The organism is Actimicrobium sp. GrIS 1.19 (assembly GCF_035984655.1).
Classification (GTDB): Bacteria; Pseudomonadota; Gammaproteobacteria; order Burkholderiales; family Burkholderiaceae_D; genus Actimicrobium.
On the sequence record NZ_JAXCHT010000012.1, the window covers coordinates 16190 to 34839 of the forward strand.

Sequence of the window (18650 nt, forward strand, 5' to 3'; positions counted from 1 at the left end):
CGGAACACCCATGGCCGACCTGATTCTGCATCACTATCCCAACTCGCCGTTCTCGGAAAAAGTGCGCTTGATGTTTGGTTTCAAGCAGTTGGCCTGGCAGTCAGTGCTGATCCCGGTGATCATGCCCAAGCCGGATGTGGTCGCCCTGACCGGCGGCTACCGGCGCACGCCGTTTCTGCAGATTGGTGCCGACATCTATTGCGATTCGGCCCTGATCGGCGAGGTGCTGGAGCGCATTGCGCCGACGCCGCCGCTGTACCCGGTGCAGAGCGCCGGCCTGGCGCGCACGCTGGCGCAGTGGGCCGACAGTACGCTGTTCTGGACCGCGATTGCCTATGCGTTCCAGCCGGCCGGCCTGCAAAGCATGTTCGCCAATGTACCGCCGGAGCACGCCAAGGCGTTTGGCGCGGACCGCGCGGCAATGCGTGGCAATGCGCCGCGCCTGTCGGCGGCCGAAGCCACCGCCAATCTGACCGATTACCTCGATCGGCTGGAAAACATGCTGGCCGATGAACGGCCGTTCCTGCTCGGCGCGGCCGCCACCATTGCCGATTTCTCGGTGGTTCACTCGATCTGGTACGTGCGCCGCGTGCAGAGCATCGCATCGATTCTGGAGCGCGCGCCGAAGCTGCTGGCGTGGGCCGACCGGATGGCGGCGATCGGTCACGGTACGTTCGGCAAAATGACCAGCGTCGAGGCGTTGCAACTGGCCGACAGCAGTACGCCGGCCGCGCTGGACGCCACCTTTGTGCATTTGTCCGACGTCGCGCCGGGCGACCGCGTGACGGTTACGCCGACCGATTACGCGCTCGATCCGGTCGAGGGCGAACTGGTGCAGGCCAGCGCCAGCATGCTGTCGTTGCGCCGCACCGACGAGCGGGCTGGCACCGTGATCGTGCATTTCCCGCGCATTGGCTATCAATTGAAAAAAATCGCAGTCTGACAACACAGGAGACAACATGAAAAATTTTGCCAATAGGGTCGCCGTCATCACCGGTGGTGGAAGTGGGTTCGGTCGTGAATTTGCCTTGATCGGCGCACGTCTGGGCATGAAACTGGTGCTGGCCGACGTGCAGCAGGATGCACTCGACCGCGTCAAGGCCGAAGTCGAGGCGCTCGGCGCCGAGGTGCTGGCGATGCACTGCGATGTGCGCCATGCCAATGAAGTGCAGGCGCTGGCCGATGCCACGATGACGAAATTCGGCGCGGTTCATCTGCTGTTCAACAATGCCGGCGTCGGTTCGGGCGGCCTGATCTGGGAAAACACCCAGGCCGACTGGGAATGGGTGCTGGGCGTGAACCTGTGGGGCGTGATCCATGGCGTGCGCATTTTTACGCCGCTGATGCTGGCCTGCGCCAAGACCGATCCGGCCTACGAAGGTCACATCGTCAATACGGCCTCGATGGCCGGTTTGCTCAATGCGCCAACGATGGGCGTCTACAACGTCTCCAAGCATGCGGTGGTATCGCTGTCCGAATCGCTGTATCAGGATTTGCGCCTGGTCGAAGCGCCGATCAGCGCGTCGGTGCTGTGCCCGTATTTCGTCCCGACCGGGATTTCGCAGTCGCACCGCAATCGCCCTGATGACGTTGCCAACGCGTCGCGTCCGACCACCAGCCAGCTGGCGGCGCAGGCGATGTCGGACAAGGCCGTCAGTTCCGGCAAGGTGACCGCCGCCGAAGTCGGGCAAATGACCTTTGATGCGATCGGGCGCGACCAGTTTTATGTGTTCTCGCATCCGAACGCGCTGGGCCACGTGCAAAAGCGCATGGAGGAAATCGTCACGCAAACCAATCCGGGCGATCCATATGCCGGCGCCGAGCATGTGCGCGAGATGTTGCAAGCCAAACTGAAAGCCAATCCATAACCGGAGGCAAAGCATGACAGCTGCAATCGAAAGCGGGCAGTTCGCAACACTGCCCAATGGCACCCGCCTGCATTTCGCCAGCGCCGGCAAGCCCGGTGCGCCATTGATCCTGTTCGTCCACGGCTTCCCGGAGTTCTGGGCCGAGTGGGAGGCGCAGTTGCAGGAGTTCGGCACCACCCACTATGCGGTGGCGCCGGATCTGCGCGGCTTCAATTTATCCGACATGCCGGCTGATCTGGGTGCCTACAAGGCGCGCCACATCGTCGACGACCTGCGTTTGCTGGCAGCCCAGCTCGGTTACGACCGCTTTGTGCTGGTGGCGCACGACTGGGGCGGTGCGATTGCGTGGAACCTGGCGATTGCGCTGCCGCAGTTGCTGCATCAGCTGATCATCATTAATTCGCCGCATCCGTACCTGTTCATGCAGGCACTGGCGAACGATCCGGCCCAGCAGGCCTCGAGCCAGTACATGAACTGGCTGCGCGCCGAGGGCGCCGAGGCGGCGCTGGAGAAGGATGACTTTGCCCTGCTGGACGGTTTTTTCAATGGCATGGGGCAGCCGGAAGCGCCGTGGTTCACCGAGGCGGTGCGGCAGCGCTACCACGCGTGCTGGCGGCACGGCATCACCGGTGGCTTGAACTACTACCGTGCCTCGCCGTTGCATCCGGCCACCGAAGGCCATCCTGGTCCGACGGCGCTGCAACTCGACCCGGCGGCATTTCGCGTGACGGTGCCGACACGGGTGATCTGGGGCGAAGCGGATATGGCGTTGCCGAAATCCCTCCTCGATGGCCTCGACGGCTTCATCGACGATCTGCAAATCGAACGCGTGGCAGCCGGTTCGCACTGGATCGTGCATGAACAGCCGGCGCTGGTGAATGGCTTTTTACGAAAGTTTATCGGTTAAGCTTGCAGGGCTTGTTATGATGCTAAATTGCATCATTTCCATTTCCCCGGGGTAGGGTCGGTCAATGTTAAAAAAAATCGGTGTCGGACAGCTGCGTTCAGGAATGTATATCCAGGAGCTCTGCGGTTCCTGGCTTGACACGCCATTCTGGAAAAAATCGTTCATGCTCGACGATAAGCCGACCCTCGACAAGATCTTGAAAAGCAATATCGAAGAGGTGGTCATCGACACCAACCGCGGCCTTGATGTCGAAGCCGAGCCCGTCGAGGACGCCCCAGCGGAAGAGGAGCCCGCCGCCAGCGTTGCTGCGCCGCTGGTCGCAGCGCCGCCGCAACGCAAGGTGCGCGTGGTGCTGTCATCGATTGCACCGGTTTCCATGGAAGAGGAAATCGGACGGGCCGCCAAGATCGTCGACCACTCCCGGCAAGCAGTCGAAAGCATGTTTCACGAAGCGCGCATGGGCAATGCGATCGATTCCGAAAAGGTGGTCGCGCTGGTGGATGAAATCGCCTCGTCGGTGATGCGTAATCCTGGCGCATTGATTGGGCTGGCGCGCCTGAAGACCGCCGACGATTACACCTATATGCACTCGGTCGCGGTGTGCGCGCTGATGATTGCGCTGGCCGGGCAGCTCAAGCTCGGTGAGGACGCCACCCGCGAGGCCGGTCTGGCCGGACTGTTGCACGACATCGGCAAGATGGCGGTGGAGCCTGACATTCTCAACAAGCCGGGCAAGCTGACCGATGCCGAATTCATCGCGGTGAAAGAGCACCCCGCCGCCGGACACAAGATATTGCTGGCCACGGCCGGCATCAGCGAAATCGCGCTGGATGTGTGCCTGCATCACCATGAAAAAATGGATGGCAGCGGCTATCCCCATCGCCTGGCCGGTGAGCAGATCAGCCTGCATGCCCGCATGGGTGCGGTCTGCGATGTGTACGACGCGATCACCTCGAACCGTCCCTACAAGCAAGGCTGGTGTCCAGCTGAATCGTTGCGCCGCATGGCCGAATGGAGCCACAGCCATTTTGACGACGTGGTGTTCCAGGCCTTTGTCCGCAGCATCGGTATTTTCCCGGTCGGCACCCTGGTGTTGCTGGCATCGGGCAAGCTCGGCGTGGTGGTGGAGCAACAAATCGGCAAGTCGCTGTTGTCGCCAAAAGTGCGGGTGTTCTTTTCGACCAAATCCGCCACTTACATCAAGCCGGAACTGATCGACCTTGCCGGGCCTGGCATCCGTGACAAGATTGTCTCGCGCGAAGATGCGGCGAAATGGCATCTCAAGGATGTCGACAGTTACTGGATCGGCGATGCCCTCACACCCGGCTGAGGTCGCGCTGCGGATCGACGACTGGGACGCATTGCGCGAGGCCGCGCGCGCCGTGCGTACTGCAGTGTTCGTCGTCGAACAGCAAATTCCGCTCGAACTGGAACAGGATGCGATGGATGCGCTGTGCCTGCACGCGGTCGCGTTCGACCCGCATGGCACGCCGGTCGGCACGGGACGTTTGCTGCCGGACGGTCATATCGGTCGCATGGCGGTGCTCAGGACAGGGCGCGGACAGGGCCTCGGCGGCGTGATTTTATTGGCGCTGATTGAGGCGGCGCGCCAGCGTGGCGATACCGAAGTGGTGCTCAATGCGCAGCAAAGCGCTGAACCTTTTTATCTGCGGCACGGCTTTGTGCGCGATGGTGAGCTGTTCGTCGAGGCCGGCATTGTGCACGTGTGCATGCGCCGACTGCTATAAGCGGCGGCATCAAGAGACGGGCGCCGGCACTGCCGTTGCCATTGGAACGCTGCTGGCGTTTGCCACAGGGAAGTGCGCCGGATGCGCCACCGGATTGGCATGGGGTGGGTTCTGCGCGTCGACTTGCGGGAAGAATCCCGCCATGAACGGATAATGCGCAGGCATGCCAAATGGCACCACCCCTGGGTGATAAAACACACCGCCCGGGTAATACACCACGGTATTCGGCGGGACGAAATAATGCCCGTAGACCGGCTGATAGCTTGAACTGCCCGGCGCCGCGCAATACCCGATCGCGCCGCCGAAAACCAGACCGAGCGGCCCCAGCAACAAGCCGCCCAGCAGCGCGCCGAGTGCTGCGCCTTTCCATCCGCGCCCACTGGGTGCACGGTGGTGCTGCACATGCACCGTGCGGTCGGTCATGTGCTCACAATGCGCTTGGACCGTGTTCTGGCCGGCTTGGCTTAGCCTGCCGACGCGTTTCGCGCTCTCTCCAAAATCCGGAGGTGATGCCAGGTCGACGAGGCTTTTGGCGTGATATGCGCGGCTTGATGTCTCAACGGGCGTATGCGCTCGGGGATTCCAAAAGCCGTTCAGCCGCTCACTCAAGGTGATCCGGCTTGCGCTGTTCATGTCCCGACTGCTGTGTGAACTGCTTCCCATTTTTCAACCCGATTCAGGCTGCCCCGGATCGTCGCCGGTGCAAAAAATTGTCCTGCCGATGAGTCGTGAATGGCGACCGGTTGGTTCCGTATCCGCAGCGCGTTGCTGGATGCGGCTGGCATCGGCTACAGGGGTGGCAGCCGGATCAATGTTCCGAGCAGGTCATGGCGATCGACCTTGTAGGTCGCCGGATCGGTCATCACCCAGTCGGGATTGTTGCGGTTGAGGATGGCAGACACCAGCACGTCATGCGCCATCTTGCGCCGATCGATGGTGGCGGCGCTGGCCTGGCGCGCCGAGGTACTCAGGGCGCGCACGTTGTTGGTGGCTGCGATGTTGCGGTTCGCGGGAGGCAGTGGCTCGACCGTTTCCAGCTCGGCCAGCAGCGCGGCGATGTTCTGCTCAAGACTTGCCATGGCGCGCCGTTGCAGATCACGCACCCGCATCGCGGTGTCGGGGTCGCGGGTGAGTCCATCAAGGTTATCCGGATCAAAACGGATGGCGCTCAGCTCGGATTCAGTCGGCAGGGAGAGGGGATGGTGTGGCATCGTGATCGGCTCCGGGGCATCTGCAAGTGGGTTGCGTTGCGTGGTCGGATGGTTCCGTTGCAGGATGTCGGCGCGGCCGGGCCCCTCTCAGCGCACGGTGCGCTCGCTCAGCGTCGCATTGCCATCCGCATCGAGCCGGACGATGCTCGACGCTCGGGTGCCGTAGTCGGGAGTCTCGATGCACACCGCCGACAATACCCGTTCCAGCTCGATCGGCACACCGGTTTTCGGCAAGCGGCAATCGGAGGCCTGGCGCGTGTCGGTCAGCATTTCAAAGAAGGCTTCGTCGGAGGCGCCCTGGCACAGCAGACTGGCGAAGTCCGCCTTGGCCCGCACCACCTTCGGCCAGGGTGCATCGAGCTCGGCGTTCGACAAGCCGTAGATGCCGGGCGCGATCGGACGGCCGTTGCGCAGATTGTCGCGCGCTCGGTTGGAAAACCAGATCAGTTCATTGCGGTCGCCGACCAGCAGATTGAAACCATTGAAGTGGTCGGGCCGGGTATTGAGCGCGGCGACATACGCGCTCGGCGACTGCCTTCCGGTGAGGAAGTCGCTGACCAGCCGGCCGCGCGACTGTACGTCGGTGCGACGCTCCTGCGGTGCGCGGATATTCGTGATGGCGGCAAAGCGGCCATCGTGCGTGACGCCCATCCAGCTGCCACCGGCTTGCAGATCGCGACCCGCATACACCTGCGGGAAGTCGCGCCACCATTGCGCCGGGGCGCTGGGGCGGTCAAAAAATTCATCGCGGTTGCCAGCGGCGATCAGCGGCATGCCCGGCACCACCTGCCATGCGAATACGATCAGGCACATGGCGTCAGCTCCGAGAAGTATTCGACATGACGCTCGCCTTGTGCCAGCGCAGTCAAACCATGTTCGGCGGCGGCCTGCGCAATCACCCGGTCGAAACCGGGCGGCACCGCCGGGTAGATTTCCATCCACGTCTGCACGCCATCGCTTTGGTCGACGCGGCGTTTGCGCTGCGGCACGATATCGTAGGCAGCCGCCAGCTGCTGCTGAAGCTGCGTCACGCGCTGCAGCGCCAGGGCCGCATCGCCGGCCTGGATCGTGTAATAAATGTAGAGGTCCATGCCCGGCTCAGACCGTGTCGGGCAGCGCGTACGGCAGTGCTGCGAAGGTGAGGATCGGGCCGCCGGCGCCCAGATGGATGGTGTCGTTGTCGATTGCTGCCGTTTTGATTTCGACCAGGCAGTGGGCCTTGCCATCGCTGCCCGCTGCGGCGTTGACGATCATGCCGCACGGCTGCTCCGGGTCGGCGGCGGCGAACACTTCCATGCCGGCCGTCACGTCCGGAGCCATCACGGTGGCCGGCAACATGCGCCGCTTGAGCTTGCCGAGATACTGGCTGCGCGCGACGATTTCCTGGCCGGGATAGCAACCCTTCTTGAAGTTGACGCCGCCGATGGCTTCCAGATTGACCATCTGCGGGACAAATTTTTCCTGCGTCGCCAGCGTGATGTGCGGCACCGCTGCGATGATCTCGGTCAGCCGCCAGTGTGCGGCCCCGACCAGCGCCAGGCCGGCTTGCTGCAGGATCGGCCAGGCCGCCTGCGCCAGTTCCGGCGTGGTGATCCACTGATAGCGCGGCAGGGCGGCGGCATCGGCAAGTCGTATCAAGGTGCCATGGTCATTACTGAGTGCGGCGTAGGGCAGGGCCGGCAGGACTGGAAACCACTGCAGCAGGGCCTGCGCTGCGGCCGCGCCGCCCAACCCGATCAACGCGTGGCTGTCGGTGATGTCGGCGAGTTTGACTTTGGCGCGCAGCACAAACATCTGCAAGCGTTTCTGGATCGCCGGCTGCAGTTCGCGCGCCAGTTCCAGCACGATGTTGTCGGCGCTGCGCCACATCAGAAACGACGCCAGCAGACGGCCCTTCGGGGTGCAGTAGCCTGCCAGGCGCGCAGCGGCGGGGCCCAGGTGTTCCACATCGATGGTCAACTGGTTGTGCAGGAAATTGGCGGCGTCGTCGCCGCTGAAGGCGATCAGGCCCAGATCGGTCAGCGCGCCGAAAAAAGCCGTGTCGGCGGCAACCGGTGCGGCATGGGTTGCGCCGGATTGTTCAGTAAAATCGTGCCAGTCAGCCATGTGTCGGTCGATAAAGTGAGATGGAGAGTCGGTTAAACGTTTATCATTATTGGCTGATTATAGATGCGTGAAACAGATCGCGTCGGAACCCACCGAATTGATGACCGTGCTGACCAAATTTTTCCTGATCCTGCTTGCCGCGGCCCTGCTCGCACTCGGTGCCTTTGCGTTCTGGGCACAGCAGCCGGTGCTCGCGCCGGGCGCTGCCGCGATCGACTTTTCCATCAAGGCCGGCAGCGGCGTGCGCAGTGCGGCGCAGCAAATTGCCAGCGAAAATATCCCGGTCAATCCCTTGCTGCTGGAAGCGCTGGCCCGAGCGACTGGCAAGAGCGCGCGCCTGAAGGCCGGCAACTACGAGCTCAAGCCGGGTACCACGCCGCTGCGTCTGATCAACCAGCTGGTGCGCGGCGAATTTGCCCAGGAGTCGCTGTCGATCATCGAGGGCTGGACCTTCCGCCAGATGCGCGACGCGATTGCGCTGCATCCGGCGCTCAAGCACGACACCGCGCTGCTGTCGGACACCGAACTGCTGGCACGCATCACGCCCGATTACAAGGTGCCGGAAGGCCTGTTCTTTCCCGATACGTATCTGTTTGCCAAGGGCAGCAGCGACTTGCAGATTTACCGCCAGGCGCATGCCACGCTGCTCAAGCGCCTCAACGCGGCCTGGGAGCAGCGCGACCTGTCGCTACCCTACAAGACGGCCTACGAGGCGCTGACGATGGCGTCGATTATCGAAAAGGAAACCGGCCAGAAAGCCGAGCGCCGCATGATCGCCGGCGTCTTCATCAATCGCCTCAAGACCGGCATGCTGCTGCAAACCGATCCCACCGTGATCTACGGCATGGGCAGCAAATACCAGGGCGTCATTCGCAAGAGCGATCTGCTGACCGACACGCCGTTCAACACTTACACGCGGGCCGGCTTGCCGCCGACGCCGATCGCATTGCCGGGCAACGCGGCGCTGACGGCGGCGTTACGTCCCGAGACTACCGACGCGTTGTACTTCGTGGCGCGCGGCGATGGCAGCAGCGTGTTTTCGACCAACCTGCCCGAGCACAATCGGGCGGTCAACAAATACCAGCGATGAATCCAGCGACGACACCAGCGACGACCTCAGCGACGACCTCAGCGACGACCCAGCCCACGCGCGACGCCAGATTCATTACGTTCGAAGGCATCGACGGCGCCGGCAAGTCGAGTCATATCGACTTTGTCGCCAGTCTGCTGACTGCACGCGGCGTGCAGGTTGTGACGACCCGCGAACCCGGCGGCACGGCGCTGGGCGAGCAGTTGCGCACCCTGCTGCTGCATCAGGCCATGCACCTCGACACCGAGGCGCTGCTGATGTTTGCCAGCCGTCGCGAACATCTGGCGCAGGTCATCGAACCGGCACTGGCGCGCGGCGACTGGGTGATTTCCGACCGGTTCACCGACGCCACCTTTGCGTACCAGGGTGGCGGCCGGCATCTGTCGATCGACCGGCTGGCACAGCTCGAAGCCTGGGTGCATCCGCATCTGCAACCGGACCTGACGTTGCTGTTCGATGTGCCGCTGGCGGTGGCGCGCGCGCGTCTCGACAATAATGGCCAGCTCGACAAGTTCGAGCAGGAGCAGAGCACTTTTTTTGCCGATGTGCGCAATGAATACCTGCGCCGCGCGGCGCAATTTCCGCAGCGCTTCCGGATCATCGACTCGACCCGGCCGATGGATGAAGTACGGCGCCAACTGACCACGATTGTCGGCGCCGAATGAAAGCCGCCGACGCCGCCGCTGCCGCCGTGCCGATGACCACCGCGATCTATCCGTGGCATGACGCCGCTTGGCAGCAGTTGCATGCGCTGCGGGCGCGCCTGCCGCATGCGATTCTGTTTCATGGCAATGCCGGCATTGGCAAGACCGCCTTTGCCGAAGCCTTCGCGCAGTCATTGCTGTGCGAGACGCCGCTGGCCGACGGACGCGCCTGTGGCACCTGTCTGTCGTGCGGCTGGTTCGTCCAGTACAGCCATCCGGATTACCGCCGCGTGCGCCCCGAAATGCTGGACGACGCTGGCAGCGACGACGAAGACGCCGAACCAAAGAAAACCGCCAAGGCCAGCAAGACACCCTCGAAGGAAATCCGCATCGAGCAGATTCGGGCGCTTTCCGACTTCATGAATCTGTCGACGCACCGCAATGGCAATCGGGTGGTGTTGCTGTATCCCGCCGAAGCACTGAACACGCCATCGGCCAATGCCCTGCTCAAGACGCTCGAAGAACCGCCGCCGCACACCGTATTCCTGCTGGTGTCGAACGGCATCGACCGGCTGCTGCCAACGATCCTGTCGCGCTGTCGCCAATTTGCCTTGCCGATGCCGTCGACCGACGTGGCGCTGGCATGGCTGGCGGCGCAACAGGTCAAGGATGCCGACGCCTGGCTGGCCGAGCAAGGAGGCGCGCCGTTGAGTGCGCTCGACCACGCGCAACGCAATTCGCGTGAGTTGCAGGATGAATTACTGTCGATGCTGGCGCAGCCTTCGATCGAAGGCGCCTTGAAGAGCGCAGAAAAATTGCAGAAAACCGCTGCCGCCGACCTGGTGTTGTGGCTGCAACGCTGGCTGCATGACATCTGTAGCTTCAAGCTGTCGGGCAAACTCCGGTACTATCCACGCTATCGAAAAGAGCTGGCGGCGCTGGCCGGACGGGTTGCCATCGCGGATCTGCTGGGCGCGATCAAGCAACTCGGCGAACGGCGCGCGATTGCCGACCATCCGTTGTCTGCCAAGCTGTTCATCGAAGACATGCTGCTGGATTATTCGACCCTTTTTTCATAGGACCCATTCGTCATGGCAGAACTCCCTCCCGTCGTCACAAGGCCATCGGTCCTTTCCCTGGCCATCAAGGAAAAGTCCGCGCTGTATGCGGCCTACATGCCGTTCCTGACCAATGGCGGCATCTTTGTGCCGACCAACAAGGCCTACCGGATCGGCGATGAAATCTATCTGATCCTCAGCCTGATGGACGACCCGAGCAAATATCCGATCGCCGGCAAGGTGGCATGGATCACGCCGGCCGGCGCCAACAACAACAAGGCGCAGGGCATTGGCGTGCATTTGCCGGGCGACGAGAGCGGCGTGCGGGTGCGTTTGCGCATTGAAGAACTGTTAGGTGCCGCGCTGGGCTCATCGCGCGCCACCCACACGCTGTAACGTCGCCGCATGTCCATGCACCATCGCCTTGCCCGCGCCGACGACCTGCCAGCCATCGTCGCGATTTACAACAGCACGGTCGCTTCGCGTGAAGTCACTGCCGACACCGAGCCGGTGTCGGTCGAGTCGCGGCGCGCCTGGTTTGCTGAACACAACCCCGAGCGTCGCCCGCTGTGGGTGGTGGACGGGCCCGACGGCGCGCTGCTCGGCTGGCTGTCGTATTCGAATTTTTATGGCCGCCCGGCATATTCGGGCACGGCGGAGCTGTCGATCTATATCGGCGTCGGCGCACGCGGCAAGGGACTTGGGCGGTATTTGCTGACCGAAGCCATTGCCTTCGCACCGCAGATTGGCGTGCACACGCTGCTCGGTTTTATCTTTGGCCACAACCAGCCCAGCCTGAATCTGTTCGACGCCTTCGGCTTTACCCGCTGGGCCGAGATGCCGCGTGTCGCCACGCTGGACGGCATCGAGCGCGACCTGATCATCGTTGGCAAACGGGTAGACTGACCACCTCATGTTCATTGACTCGCACTGTCACATCAACTTCCCCGAACTGGCCGCGCGGCTACCGGAAATTTTCGGCAAGATGGCCGAGAACAAGGTTACCCACGCGCTGTGCGTCTCGGTCGACCTGCCGGATTTCCCGCAGGTGCTGGCCATGGCCGAGCAGCATCCGCATATCTACGCATCGGTGGGTGTGCACCCGGATTATGTCGACACGCCGGAACCGAGTGTCGAGCAGCTGATTGCGCTGTCGCAGCATCCGAAGATCGTCGCGATCGGCGAGACCGGGCTGGATTATTTCCGCCTTGAGGGCAATCTCGACTGGCAGCGCGAACGGTTTCGCGTCCACATTCGCGCCTCGCGTGCGACCGGCAAGCCACTGATCATCCACACCCGCGCGGCCTCCGAGGACACCATCCGCATCATGCAGGAGGAGGGTGCCGGCACCGACGCCGGTGGCGCGGGCGGCGTGATGCACTGCTTTACCGAATCGCTGGCGGTGGCGCAGGCTGCCATTGCGATGGGGTTCTACATTTCCTTTTCCGGCATCGTCACTTTCAAGAGTGCCAGGGAGCTGCAAGCCGTCGCACTGGCGGTGCCGCTCCAAAACATGCTCATCGAAACCGATTCGCCGTATCTGGCGCCGGTGCCGCATCGCGGCAAAATTAACGAACCGGGCCTGGTGCGGCATGTGGCCGAATACATCGCCAGCCTGAAAGGCGTGCCGGTCGCGCAAGTGGCACATCAGACCACCGACAATTTTTTCAAGCTGTTCAAGATTGCCCGATGAAACCGTTGCGACGACACCTGCTGCTGGGATTGCTGGCGTTGACCTTGCCGCTGCTGGCGACGGCAGGTTCGTACGACGAGTTTTTTTATTCGGTGCGCAACGACAATCCCTACAAGATCAACCAGCTGCTGCAACGCGGTTTCGATCCGAACACAGTCGATCCGGAACGCGGTGAAACCGGCCTGATGATTGCCTTGCGCGAAGAAAAATTGCGCGCCGCCGAGGCGCTGTTGAAAGCCCCGGCTCTGGATGTCGAAGTCAAGGCGCGCAACGGTGATACCACGCTGATGATTGCGGCCTTCATGCGCAATACCGCTGCAGTGCAGGCGCTGCTGGAGCGCAAGGCCGAAGTCAATCGTCCCGGCTGGACCGCGCTGCATTACGCCGCCACCGCAGGCGCCAACGAGATCGTGCAGTTGCTGCTCGATCACTACGCCTACATCGATGCCGAGTCACCCAACAAGACCACGCCGCTGATGATGGCGGCGCGTGGCGGGCATATTCTGACCGTCAAGCTGCTGCTCGACGAAGGCGCCGACGCTTCGCTGAAAAACGACCAGGGCCTGAGCGCAATCGACCTGGCCAAGAAATTCGACCATGCCGATATCGCCGATGGCCTGACCGCGCGGCTGCAAAAAGCCGGCAAGCTGTAGCGCGTCACCCGCGCAATATCGACAGCGCGACGGCCTCGGCGACCTTGATGCCATCCACCGCCGCGGACAAGATCCCGCCTGCGTAACCGGCGCCTTCACCGGCCGGAAACAACCCGACCGTATTCAGGCTCTGGCAGTCATCGTTGCGCGTGATGCGGATCGGCGACGAGGTGCGCGTCTCAACCCCGGTGAGGACCGCATCCTGCATCGCAAAGCCGCGGATCTGCTTGTCGAATTCGGGCAGCGATTCGCGGATGGCGGCGATGGCATAGTCCGGCAGTGCGCTGTTGAGATCACACATCGTCACACCTGGTGTGTACGACGGCATCACCGCACCCAGCGCGGTCGATGGCCGGTCTGCAATGAAGTCGCCAACCAGCTGGCCGGGGGCGTTGTAATTGCTGCCGCCGAGCAGATACGCCTGTGATTCCCAATGCCGCTGAAATTCCATGCCGGCCAGCGGATCACCCGGGTAGTCGGCCGGCGTAATGCCGACCACGATGCCACTGTTGGCGTTGCGCTCATTGCGCGAGTACTGGCTCATGCCATTGGTGACCACCCGGCCCGGTTCGGAGGCGGCGGCCACCACGGTGCCGCCGGGGCACATGCAAAAGCTGTACACGGAACGTCCGTTGGAGGCGTGATGCACCAGCTTGTAATCGGCCGCGCCCAGCACCGGATGGCCGGCATTCGGTCCGAGCCGGCTGCGATCGATGACCGATTGCGGATGTTCAATCCGGAAGCCCACCGAAAACGGTTTGGCTTCGATATGCACGCCACGCCGGTGCAGCATCTCGAAGGTGTCGCGCGCGCTGTGACCGATGGCCAGCACCACGTGATCGCTCAACAGTTCAGTGCCATCGGCCAGCCTCACGCCGCGAATCTTGCCGTGCTCGATCAGCACATCGTCGACCCTGCTTTCAAAACGGAACTCGCCGCCGAGACCTTCGATGGTGGCGCGCATCTGCTCAACCATCTTGACCAGCCGGAAGGTCCCGATATGCGGCTTGCTGACGTACACGATTTCCGGCGGCGCACCGGCCTTGACGAATTCCATCAATACCTTGCGGCCGTAATGTTTCGGGTCCTTGATCTGGCTGTACAGTTTGCCGTCGGAAAAGGTGCCGGCGCCGCCTTCGCCAAACTGCACATTCGATTCCGGATGCAGTTCACGTTTGCGCCACAGGCCGAAGGTATCCTTGGTCCGTTCGCGCACCGACTTGCCGCGCTCGAGAATGATGGGGCGAAAGCCCATCTGCGCCAGAATCAGTCCGGCAAACAGGCCGCACGGACCAGTGCCGATCACCAGCGGACGTTGCGCCAGTTGCGCTGGCGCCTGCGCGACGAAGCGATACGCGGTGTCGGGAGTCGGCATGACCAGCCGGTTGCCGCCGACGCGCTGCAAAACCTCGTCTTCATCGGCCACCTCGACATCGAGCGAGTAGATCATCAGCACCGCATTTTTTTTGCGGGCATCGTAGCTGCGCTTGAAAATGGTCAGGCCGAGCAGTCGATCGGCGTCGATGGCCAGGCGGCCGAGGATAGCGGCGCGCAATTCGTCGTCCGAGTGGTCCAGCGCAAGTTGAATATCTGTCAGTCGCAGCATGAATGTTTTCTTGGTAATCCGGGTGGATTGCGGGCAGGGCGGGAAGGGCCGCATTTTACCGCAACAGCGCCGATCGGCCGCGCGGTAAATTCTACCGACGTCGTGTAGATTTTTCCGCAAAACGCGGCGCTCGGGCACGTCAAGGGTGAAGAAACCGATGGCATATGGTTTGCATGGACAGCGGGACGTACCCAACTACGATGGAGAGAATATGGAAAACCGGCAAATAGTTTCAACCCTGAATGACCTGATTCAGACTTGCAAGGATGGCGAAGAAGGTTTTCGCGACTGCGCGGATGACGCCTCCAACCCGCAACTCAAGACCCTGTTTTCGGATCGCGCACAAAGTTGCGCAAGTGCCATGCGTGAACTGCAGGATCTGGTGCGTTCTTATGGTGGCAAGCCGGAAACCGGCAGCAGCCTGAGCGGCGCGCTGCACCGGCGCTGGGTTGACATCAAGGCGGCGGTGTTTGGCAAGGACGATGAAACCGTGCTCGTCGAGTGCGAACGCGGCGAGGACATCGCGGTGCGCAGTTATCGCGAGGCGCTGGAACAGGACCTGCCGCCGGCGGTACGGACCGTGATCGAACGGCAGTACCAGGGCGCGCGCCAGAATCACGACCAGATCAAGCGCATGCGCGATCAGGCGCACTCCACCAGCGGAACCTGACCAGCAACCGCGCAAGGGACGCGCTGGAACGCATCACGCTGGCCCCCGTGCATCGCGGCGACGCCATGCGCGGGGGCCACGTCCGGATCGCCTGTTACAGCCAGTATTCGAACAGTCGCGCGGCAAATTCCTTGAGCCGGTTCTTGATCGGGCGGTTATCCCAGGCGTCGCGTGTAATTTCGGTCGAATCGCGCAAGTCTTCCGCAAACGCACTTTCCATGTTGGCGCCAAAGGTGTCGCCAATAACGATGACATTGACTTCGTTGTTATGCAGGAAGCTGCGGGTATCCAGATTGGTCGAGCCAACCGTGGACCAGACGCCGTCGATGACCGCGGTTTTTGCATGCAGCACCGAGACCTTGAGCTGGTAAATCTTCACGCCGGCGGCCAACAGGTCGGTATAGAACGATTGGCCGGCGTGCTGCACCAGTCCGCTGTCGGTGACCCCGGAGAGCACCAGCTTGACGTCGACCCCGCGCGCAGCGGCGGCTTTCAATGCGTTGACGATTTGTACGTCCGGCACAAAGTAGGCCGATGTCACATGAATCGAGCGCGATGCCTGCTGCATTGACAACACGTACGCCTTGTAAATTTCATGATCGGTGTCCGGGCCACTGGCGAGCACACGCACCAACCGGTCGCCTGCAACGACTGGCGCCGGAAAGTAGTCCCGGTCCGCCATGGGCTCCGAGGTTTGACTGTCCCAGCCAGAGATGAAGATCGCCTGCAGCGCCGCGACTGCCGGCCCTTCGATTTGAAGATGGGTATCGCGCCAGCCGGTGTCGCTGCTGCTGCGTTGTTTCGAGCGAAACAGCGAACCGCGCGAGTAGGTTTCGCTGATATTCACGCCGCCGGTAAATCCGACCTTGCCATCGACGACCAGAATCTTGCGGTGGTCGCGGCTGTTGATCTCCCAGTGGCCGACGCGATTGAGCGGGTTGATCGGATTGAACGCCAGCAGATTGATGCCAGCCGCTTTCATCTTGTCAAAAAATAGCTGTGGCGTGGACAAGGTGCCGACGCTGTCATACAAAATATTGATCGTGACGCCAGAGCGCTGCTTGGCCATCAGCAGATCGGCAAAGCGCAGACCGACTTCGTCCTGGTCGAAAATGTAGGTTTCCAGATTGATGTTGTCCTTGGCTGCACTGATGGCCGCCATCATTGCTGCCATCGTTTGCGGGCCGTCATACAGCAGCGTGACGCGGTTGCCGGCAATGAGCGGCGTCCCGGTGGCGGCCTCTTCGATCGCAGCGCGCGCATTGAGATCAATGCTGGATTTGTTCAATCGCTTGTCCAGCATCGCCCTGACCTTGGCTTGCGACAGCTGCGGACCGCGGCCGGGCTGTACGGTCGCAACAGGCTTCGCATCCAGCGATGCATCGAGATACTGCACGTTGGGAAGGCTGGCGCAGGCGGACAAATTAAGTGTCGCCATCAGCACCAAAAGCGCGGGCAGATTGCGAGAGAGCAGTTGAAGTCGGACCATGTTTGTCAATTTCCTTGATGAGTTGGGCACGCACGCCGGGCAGAGTGTAGCCGCGTTTGCGTTTTCGATTCTGTTCGGTCGGACACCGACTGCGCCACAAAACCTGTCTGCTCGACCTTTTGATTCCGACCACTCCACCGATAATCGGACGGCGCCCACTTCTCAGGAACCTGCCATGCTGACCGAACGCGAAATCGAAAGCTGCTATCTCGGACAATTCATCCCGCTCCACTACCACCACAACATGCTGATGGATCAGAACCGCATGAAGAATTTCAAGGCAGCGATTGATCATGTGGTATTCCCCGGCGCGAAGGTGCTGGAGCTGGGTGGTGGCACCGGCGTACTGTCGTTTTTTGCCGCAGCCCACGCCGACAAGGTCTGGTGCGTCGAATACAACCCGGACATGGTGGCCGAGGCGCGTCGCCTGCTGGCGATGAACGCCAATGGGGATCGGGTCGAGGTGGTGCATGCTGACGCGTTCGAGTACCTGCCGCCGGAGCCGGTCGATGTCGTCATCTGCGAAATGATTCATGTCGGCATGCTGCGCGAAAAACAGGTCGAGGTGATCGCGTCGTTCAAGCAGCGCTATCTGGCCAAATTCGGCGGTACGCTGCCAGTATTTATTCCGGACGCCATCATCATGGCGGTGCAGCCGCTGCAGCAGCAGTATGCCTTCGAGGGCTTCAATGCCCCGATCGTGCAGTTCCAGCCGCTCTCGCCAGTCGCCGACGGCACGCTTGAGATGGCCGCGCCAGCGGTCTATAGCGTGCTCGATTTTCAGGCTGCGGTGGACCCGTTGATCCGCTGGAGCGGCAGTTTCACGATGGCGCATAGCGGCACCGTGACGTCGCTGCGGTTCATCACCAAGAATGTGCTGGCGGTGCTGATGCAACAACAGACCACCATCGACTGGCTCAACAATCACATGGTGCTGCCGCTGGCGGAACCCGTGCAGGTCGTTGCGGGAGAGATGCTGCACGTGGCATTTTCCTACCGGGCGGGTGGTTCGATCCCGTCACTGCAGGCGACCATGACGGCGCGCCTGACGGTGCCGCTGGAGCGCTTGCCGGCACTGGCCTGACCTGTCGCGCGCGCAGTCGCGGCGGCGTTAAAAGGCGTACTGCGCCCGCATCGTGAAGGTTTGTCCATGCTCGGCGTACAGCGACCCGGCCAGGAACGCGGCTTCAATGGTCATCGCGCGGCCGCCGGCCATCGGCAGGCTGCTGAAAATCGCCGGGCCGATGCGGTGTGACTGCTCCGAACGCGGCGCCCAATGGTCCCACTTGCCGAGTTCGCCAAAGCCCTGCAGGCCGAACGCAAACGCGGGCCGCCAGCGATGCTTGATCTGCCACTGATAGACGGCCTGCATCGGACTGGCGACCGTGGTGCGGTAACTGCGCGTGAAAAATATATTGGCATTGAACTGCGTGCGGCCCAGTTCGGTCTGCAATACCGGGCCGAATTCGAGTTCATAGCTGTGTGCATTGCCAAAATAGGCGGAGGCAGCGCGTGGCGCACCGTCGTAATACTTCTTGATATTGGTATGCAGCGCCAGATCGAACGGATATTGCCCCTGCGTGAGCAAATAATCGTTCTGCCAGAGCAAACCGTCACTGCGCGTGCCGCTGTCGGCCAAATGCAGCCAGGAGAGCGTCAGCTCGGTGTACCAGCGACTGGTCACGCCGTATCCGAAACCGATCTCGGGCGCAAAGACGGCCGGATATTCCGGGCTCTTGAACGACCAGAATTTGAAATCGATGGTGGCTTCACCGGCCTTGTCGTAGGTCGAGACGAGGTAATAGCCAGGTGACGCCAGAGCCGGCAAGGCAGCGCATGCCAGTAGTAAAACAAACGCAATGAATTGTTGCATGCAGGAGTCCGCGTGAACTTGAAGTGATCGGGTA

Annotated in this window: 22 protein-coding genes; 14 read left to right on the forward strand and 8 right to left on the reverse strand. The window is 62.0% G+C overall.

What is annotated here, in order from left to right:
• Positions 1–10: 10 nt before the first annotated feature.
• From RCH09_RS10155 to RCH09_RS10175, 5 genes are all read left to right on the forward strand, one after another.
• A complete protein-coding gene (locus RCH09_RS10155) occupies positions 11–943 on the forward strand; it encodes a glutathione S-transferase family protein (RefSeq protein WP_326940967.1) in 933 nt (310 codons plus the stop codon).
• 16 nt (positions 944–959) lie between these two features.
• Entirely contained in the window at positions 960–1868 is a 909-nt protein-coding gene (locus RCH09_RS10160; protein WP_326940968.1) for an SDR family oxidoreductase, read from the forward strand.
• Positions 1869–1881: 13 nt separating this feature from the next.
• A complete protein-coding gene (locus RCH09_RS10165) occupies positions 1882–2775 on the forward strand; it encodes an alpha/beta fold hydrolase (RefSeq protein ID WP_326940969.1) in 894 nt (297 codons plus the stop codon).
• A gap of 64 nt (positions 2776–2839) precedes the next feature.
• The gene (locus RCH09_RS10170) at positions 2840–4105 is read left to right on the forward strand and encodes an HD-GYP domain-containing protein (RefSeq protein ID WP_326940970.1); all 1266 of its coding nucleotides are present in this window, start codon (positions 2840–2842) and stop codon (positions 4103–4105) included.
• A complete protein-coding gene (locus RCH09_RS10175) occupies positions 4086–4523 on the forward strand; it encodes a GNAT family N-acetyltransferase (RefSeq protein WP_326940971.1) in 438 nt (145 codons plus the stop codon). The genes RCH09_RS10170 and RCH09_RS10175 overlap by 20 nt, the downstream gene beginning before the upstream one ends.
• Positions 4524–4532: 9 nt before the next feature.
• Here the strand turns inward: RCH09_RS10175 and RCH09_RS10180 are convergent, their stop codons facing one another.
• The 5 genes from RCH09_RS10180 to ygfZ form a co-directional block, all read right to left on the reverse strand.
• Positions 4533–5156, reverse strand: a complete 624-nt coding sequence (locus RCH09_RS10180; RefSeq protein WP_326940972.1) for a hypothetical protein — start codon at positions 5154–5156, stop codon at positions 4533–4535.
• A gap of 155 nt (positions 5157–5311) precedes the next feature.
• On the reverse strand, positions 5312–5734 hold the full coding sequence (locus RCH09_RS10185) for a hypothetical protein (protein ID WP_326940973.1): 423 nt from the start codon (positions 5732–5734) through the stop codon (positions 5312–5314).
• An 87-nt stretch (positions 5735–5821) separates the two neighbouring features.
• Entirely contained in the window at positions 5822–6547 is a 726-nt protein-coding gene (locus tag RCH09_RS10190) for an NRDE family protein (RefSeq protein WP_326940975.1), read from the reverse strand.
• The gene (locus tag RCH09_RS10195; RefSeq protein ID WP_326940976.1) at positions 6538–6825 is read right to left on the reverse strand and encodes a DUF4936 family protein; all 288 of its coding nucleotides are present in this window, start codon (positions 6823–6825) and stop codon (positions 6538–6540) included. Before RCH09_RS10195 ends, RCH09_RS10190 begins: the two co-directional genes overlap by 10 nt.
• A 7-nt stretch (positions 6826–6832) precedes the next feature.
• A complete protein-coding gene (gene ygfZ / locus RCH09_RS10200) occupies positions 6833–7840 on the reverse strand; it encodes a CAF17-like 4Fe-4S cluster assembly/insertion protein YgfZ (RefSeq protein ID WP_326940977.1) in 1008 nt (335 codons plus the stop codon).
• A 109-nt stretch (positions 7841–7949) separates the two neighbouring features.
• Between ygfZ and mltG the strand changes: the two genes are divergently transcribed.
• Genes mltG through RCH09_RS10235 form a run of 7 tightly spaced genes read left to right on the forward strand, consistent with a single transcriptional unit; the run spans position 7950 to position 12978 of the window.
• Positions 7950–8930, forward strand: coding sequence for an endolytic transglycosylase MltG (mltG, locus tag RCH09_RS10205; RefSeq protein WP_326941060.1), 981 nt, complete (start codon positions 7950–7952; stop codon positions 8928–8930).
• Entirely contained in the window at positions 8927–9595 is a 669-nt protein-coding gene (gene tmk, locus RCH09_RS10210; RefSeq protein ID WP_326940978.1) for a dTMP kinase, read from the forward strand. The genes mltG and tmk overlap by 4 nt, the downstream gene beginning before the upstream one ends.
• A gap of 32 nt (positions 9596–9627) precedes the next feature.
• A complete protein-coding gene (locus tag RCH09_RS10215) occupies positions 9628–10653 on the forward strand; it encodes a DNA polymerase III subunit delta' (protein WP_326941061.1) in 1026 nt (341 codons plus the stop codon).
• Positions 10654–10665: 12 nt separating this feature from the next.
• Complete coding sequence (locus RCH09_RS10220; RefSeq protein ID WP_326940979.1) at positions 10666–11028, forward strand: PilZ domain-containing protein; 363 nt, start codon at positions 10666–10668, stop codon at positions 11026–11028.
• Positions 11029–11037: 9 nt separating this feature from the next.
• Entirely contained in the window at positions 11038–11538 is a 501-nt protein-coding gene (locus RCH09_RS10225) for a GNAT family N-acetyltransferase (protein ID WP_326940980.1), read from the forward strand.
• Positions 11539–11545: 7 nt separating this feature from the next.
• Complete coding sequence (locus RCH09_RS10230) at positions 11546–12325, forward strand: TatD family hydrolase (protein WP_326940981.1); 780 nt, start codon at positions 11546–11548, stop codon at positions 12323–12325.
• Positions 12322–12978: an ankyrin repeat domain-containing protein gene (locus RCH09_RS10235; protein ID WP_326940982.1), complete on the forward strand. Its 657-nt coding sequence runs from the start codon at positions 12322–12324 to the stop codon at positions 12976–12978. The genes RCH09_RS10230 and RCH09_RS10235 overlap by 4 nt, the downstream gene beginning before the upstream one ends.
• A 4-nt stretch (positions 12979–12982) precedes the next feature.
• On the opposite strand, the gene RCH09_RS10240 is transcribed toward RCH09_RS10235, so the two are convergent.
• Positions 12983–14584: an NAD(P)/FAD-dependent oxidoreductase gene (locus tag RCH09_RS10240; protein ID WP_326940983.1), complete on the reverse strand. Its 1602-nt coding sequence runs from the start codon at positions 14582–14584 to the stop codon at positions 12983–12985.
• A gap of 211 nt (positions 14585–14795) precedes the next feature.
• On the opposite strand from RCH09_RS10240, the gene RCH09_RS10245 reads away from it, so the two are divergent.
• The gene (locus RCH09_RS10245; protein WP_326940984.1) at positions 14796–15254 is read left to right on the forward strand and encodes a PA2169 family four-helix-bundle protein; all 459 of its coding nucleotides are present in this window, start codon (positions 14796–14798) and stop codon (positions 15252–15254) included.
• Between the two features lie 94 nt (positions 15255–15348).
• Here the strand turns inward: RCH09_RS10245 and cls are convergent, their stop codons facing one another.
• On the reverse strand, positions 15349–16743 hold the full coding sequence (cls, locus tag RCH09_RS10250) for a cardiolipin synthase (RefSeq protein ID WP_326940985.1): 1395 nt from the start codon (positions 16741–16743) through the stop codon (positions 15349–15351).
• 175 nt (positions 16744–16918) lie between these two features.
• On the opposite strand from cls, the gene RCH09_RS10255 reads away from it, so the two are divergent.
• Complete coding sequence (locus tag RCH09_RS10255) at positions 16919–17827, forward strand: methyltransferase domain-containing protein (protein WP_326940986.1); 909 nt, start codon at positions 16919–16921, stop codon at positions 17825–17827.
• Between the two features lie 27 nt (positions 17828–17854).
• Here RCH09_RS10255 and RCH09_RS10260 read toward each other — a convergent pair whose 3' ends face one another.
• Positions 17855–18616: a hypothetical protein gene (locus RCH09_RS10260; protein WP_326940987.1), complete on the reverse strand. Its 762-nt coding sequence runs from the start codon at positions 18614–18616 to the stop codon at positions 17855–17857.
• Positions 18617–18650: the final 34 nt, after the last annotated feature.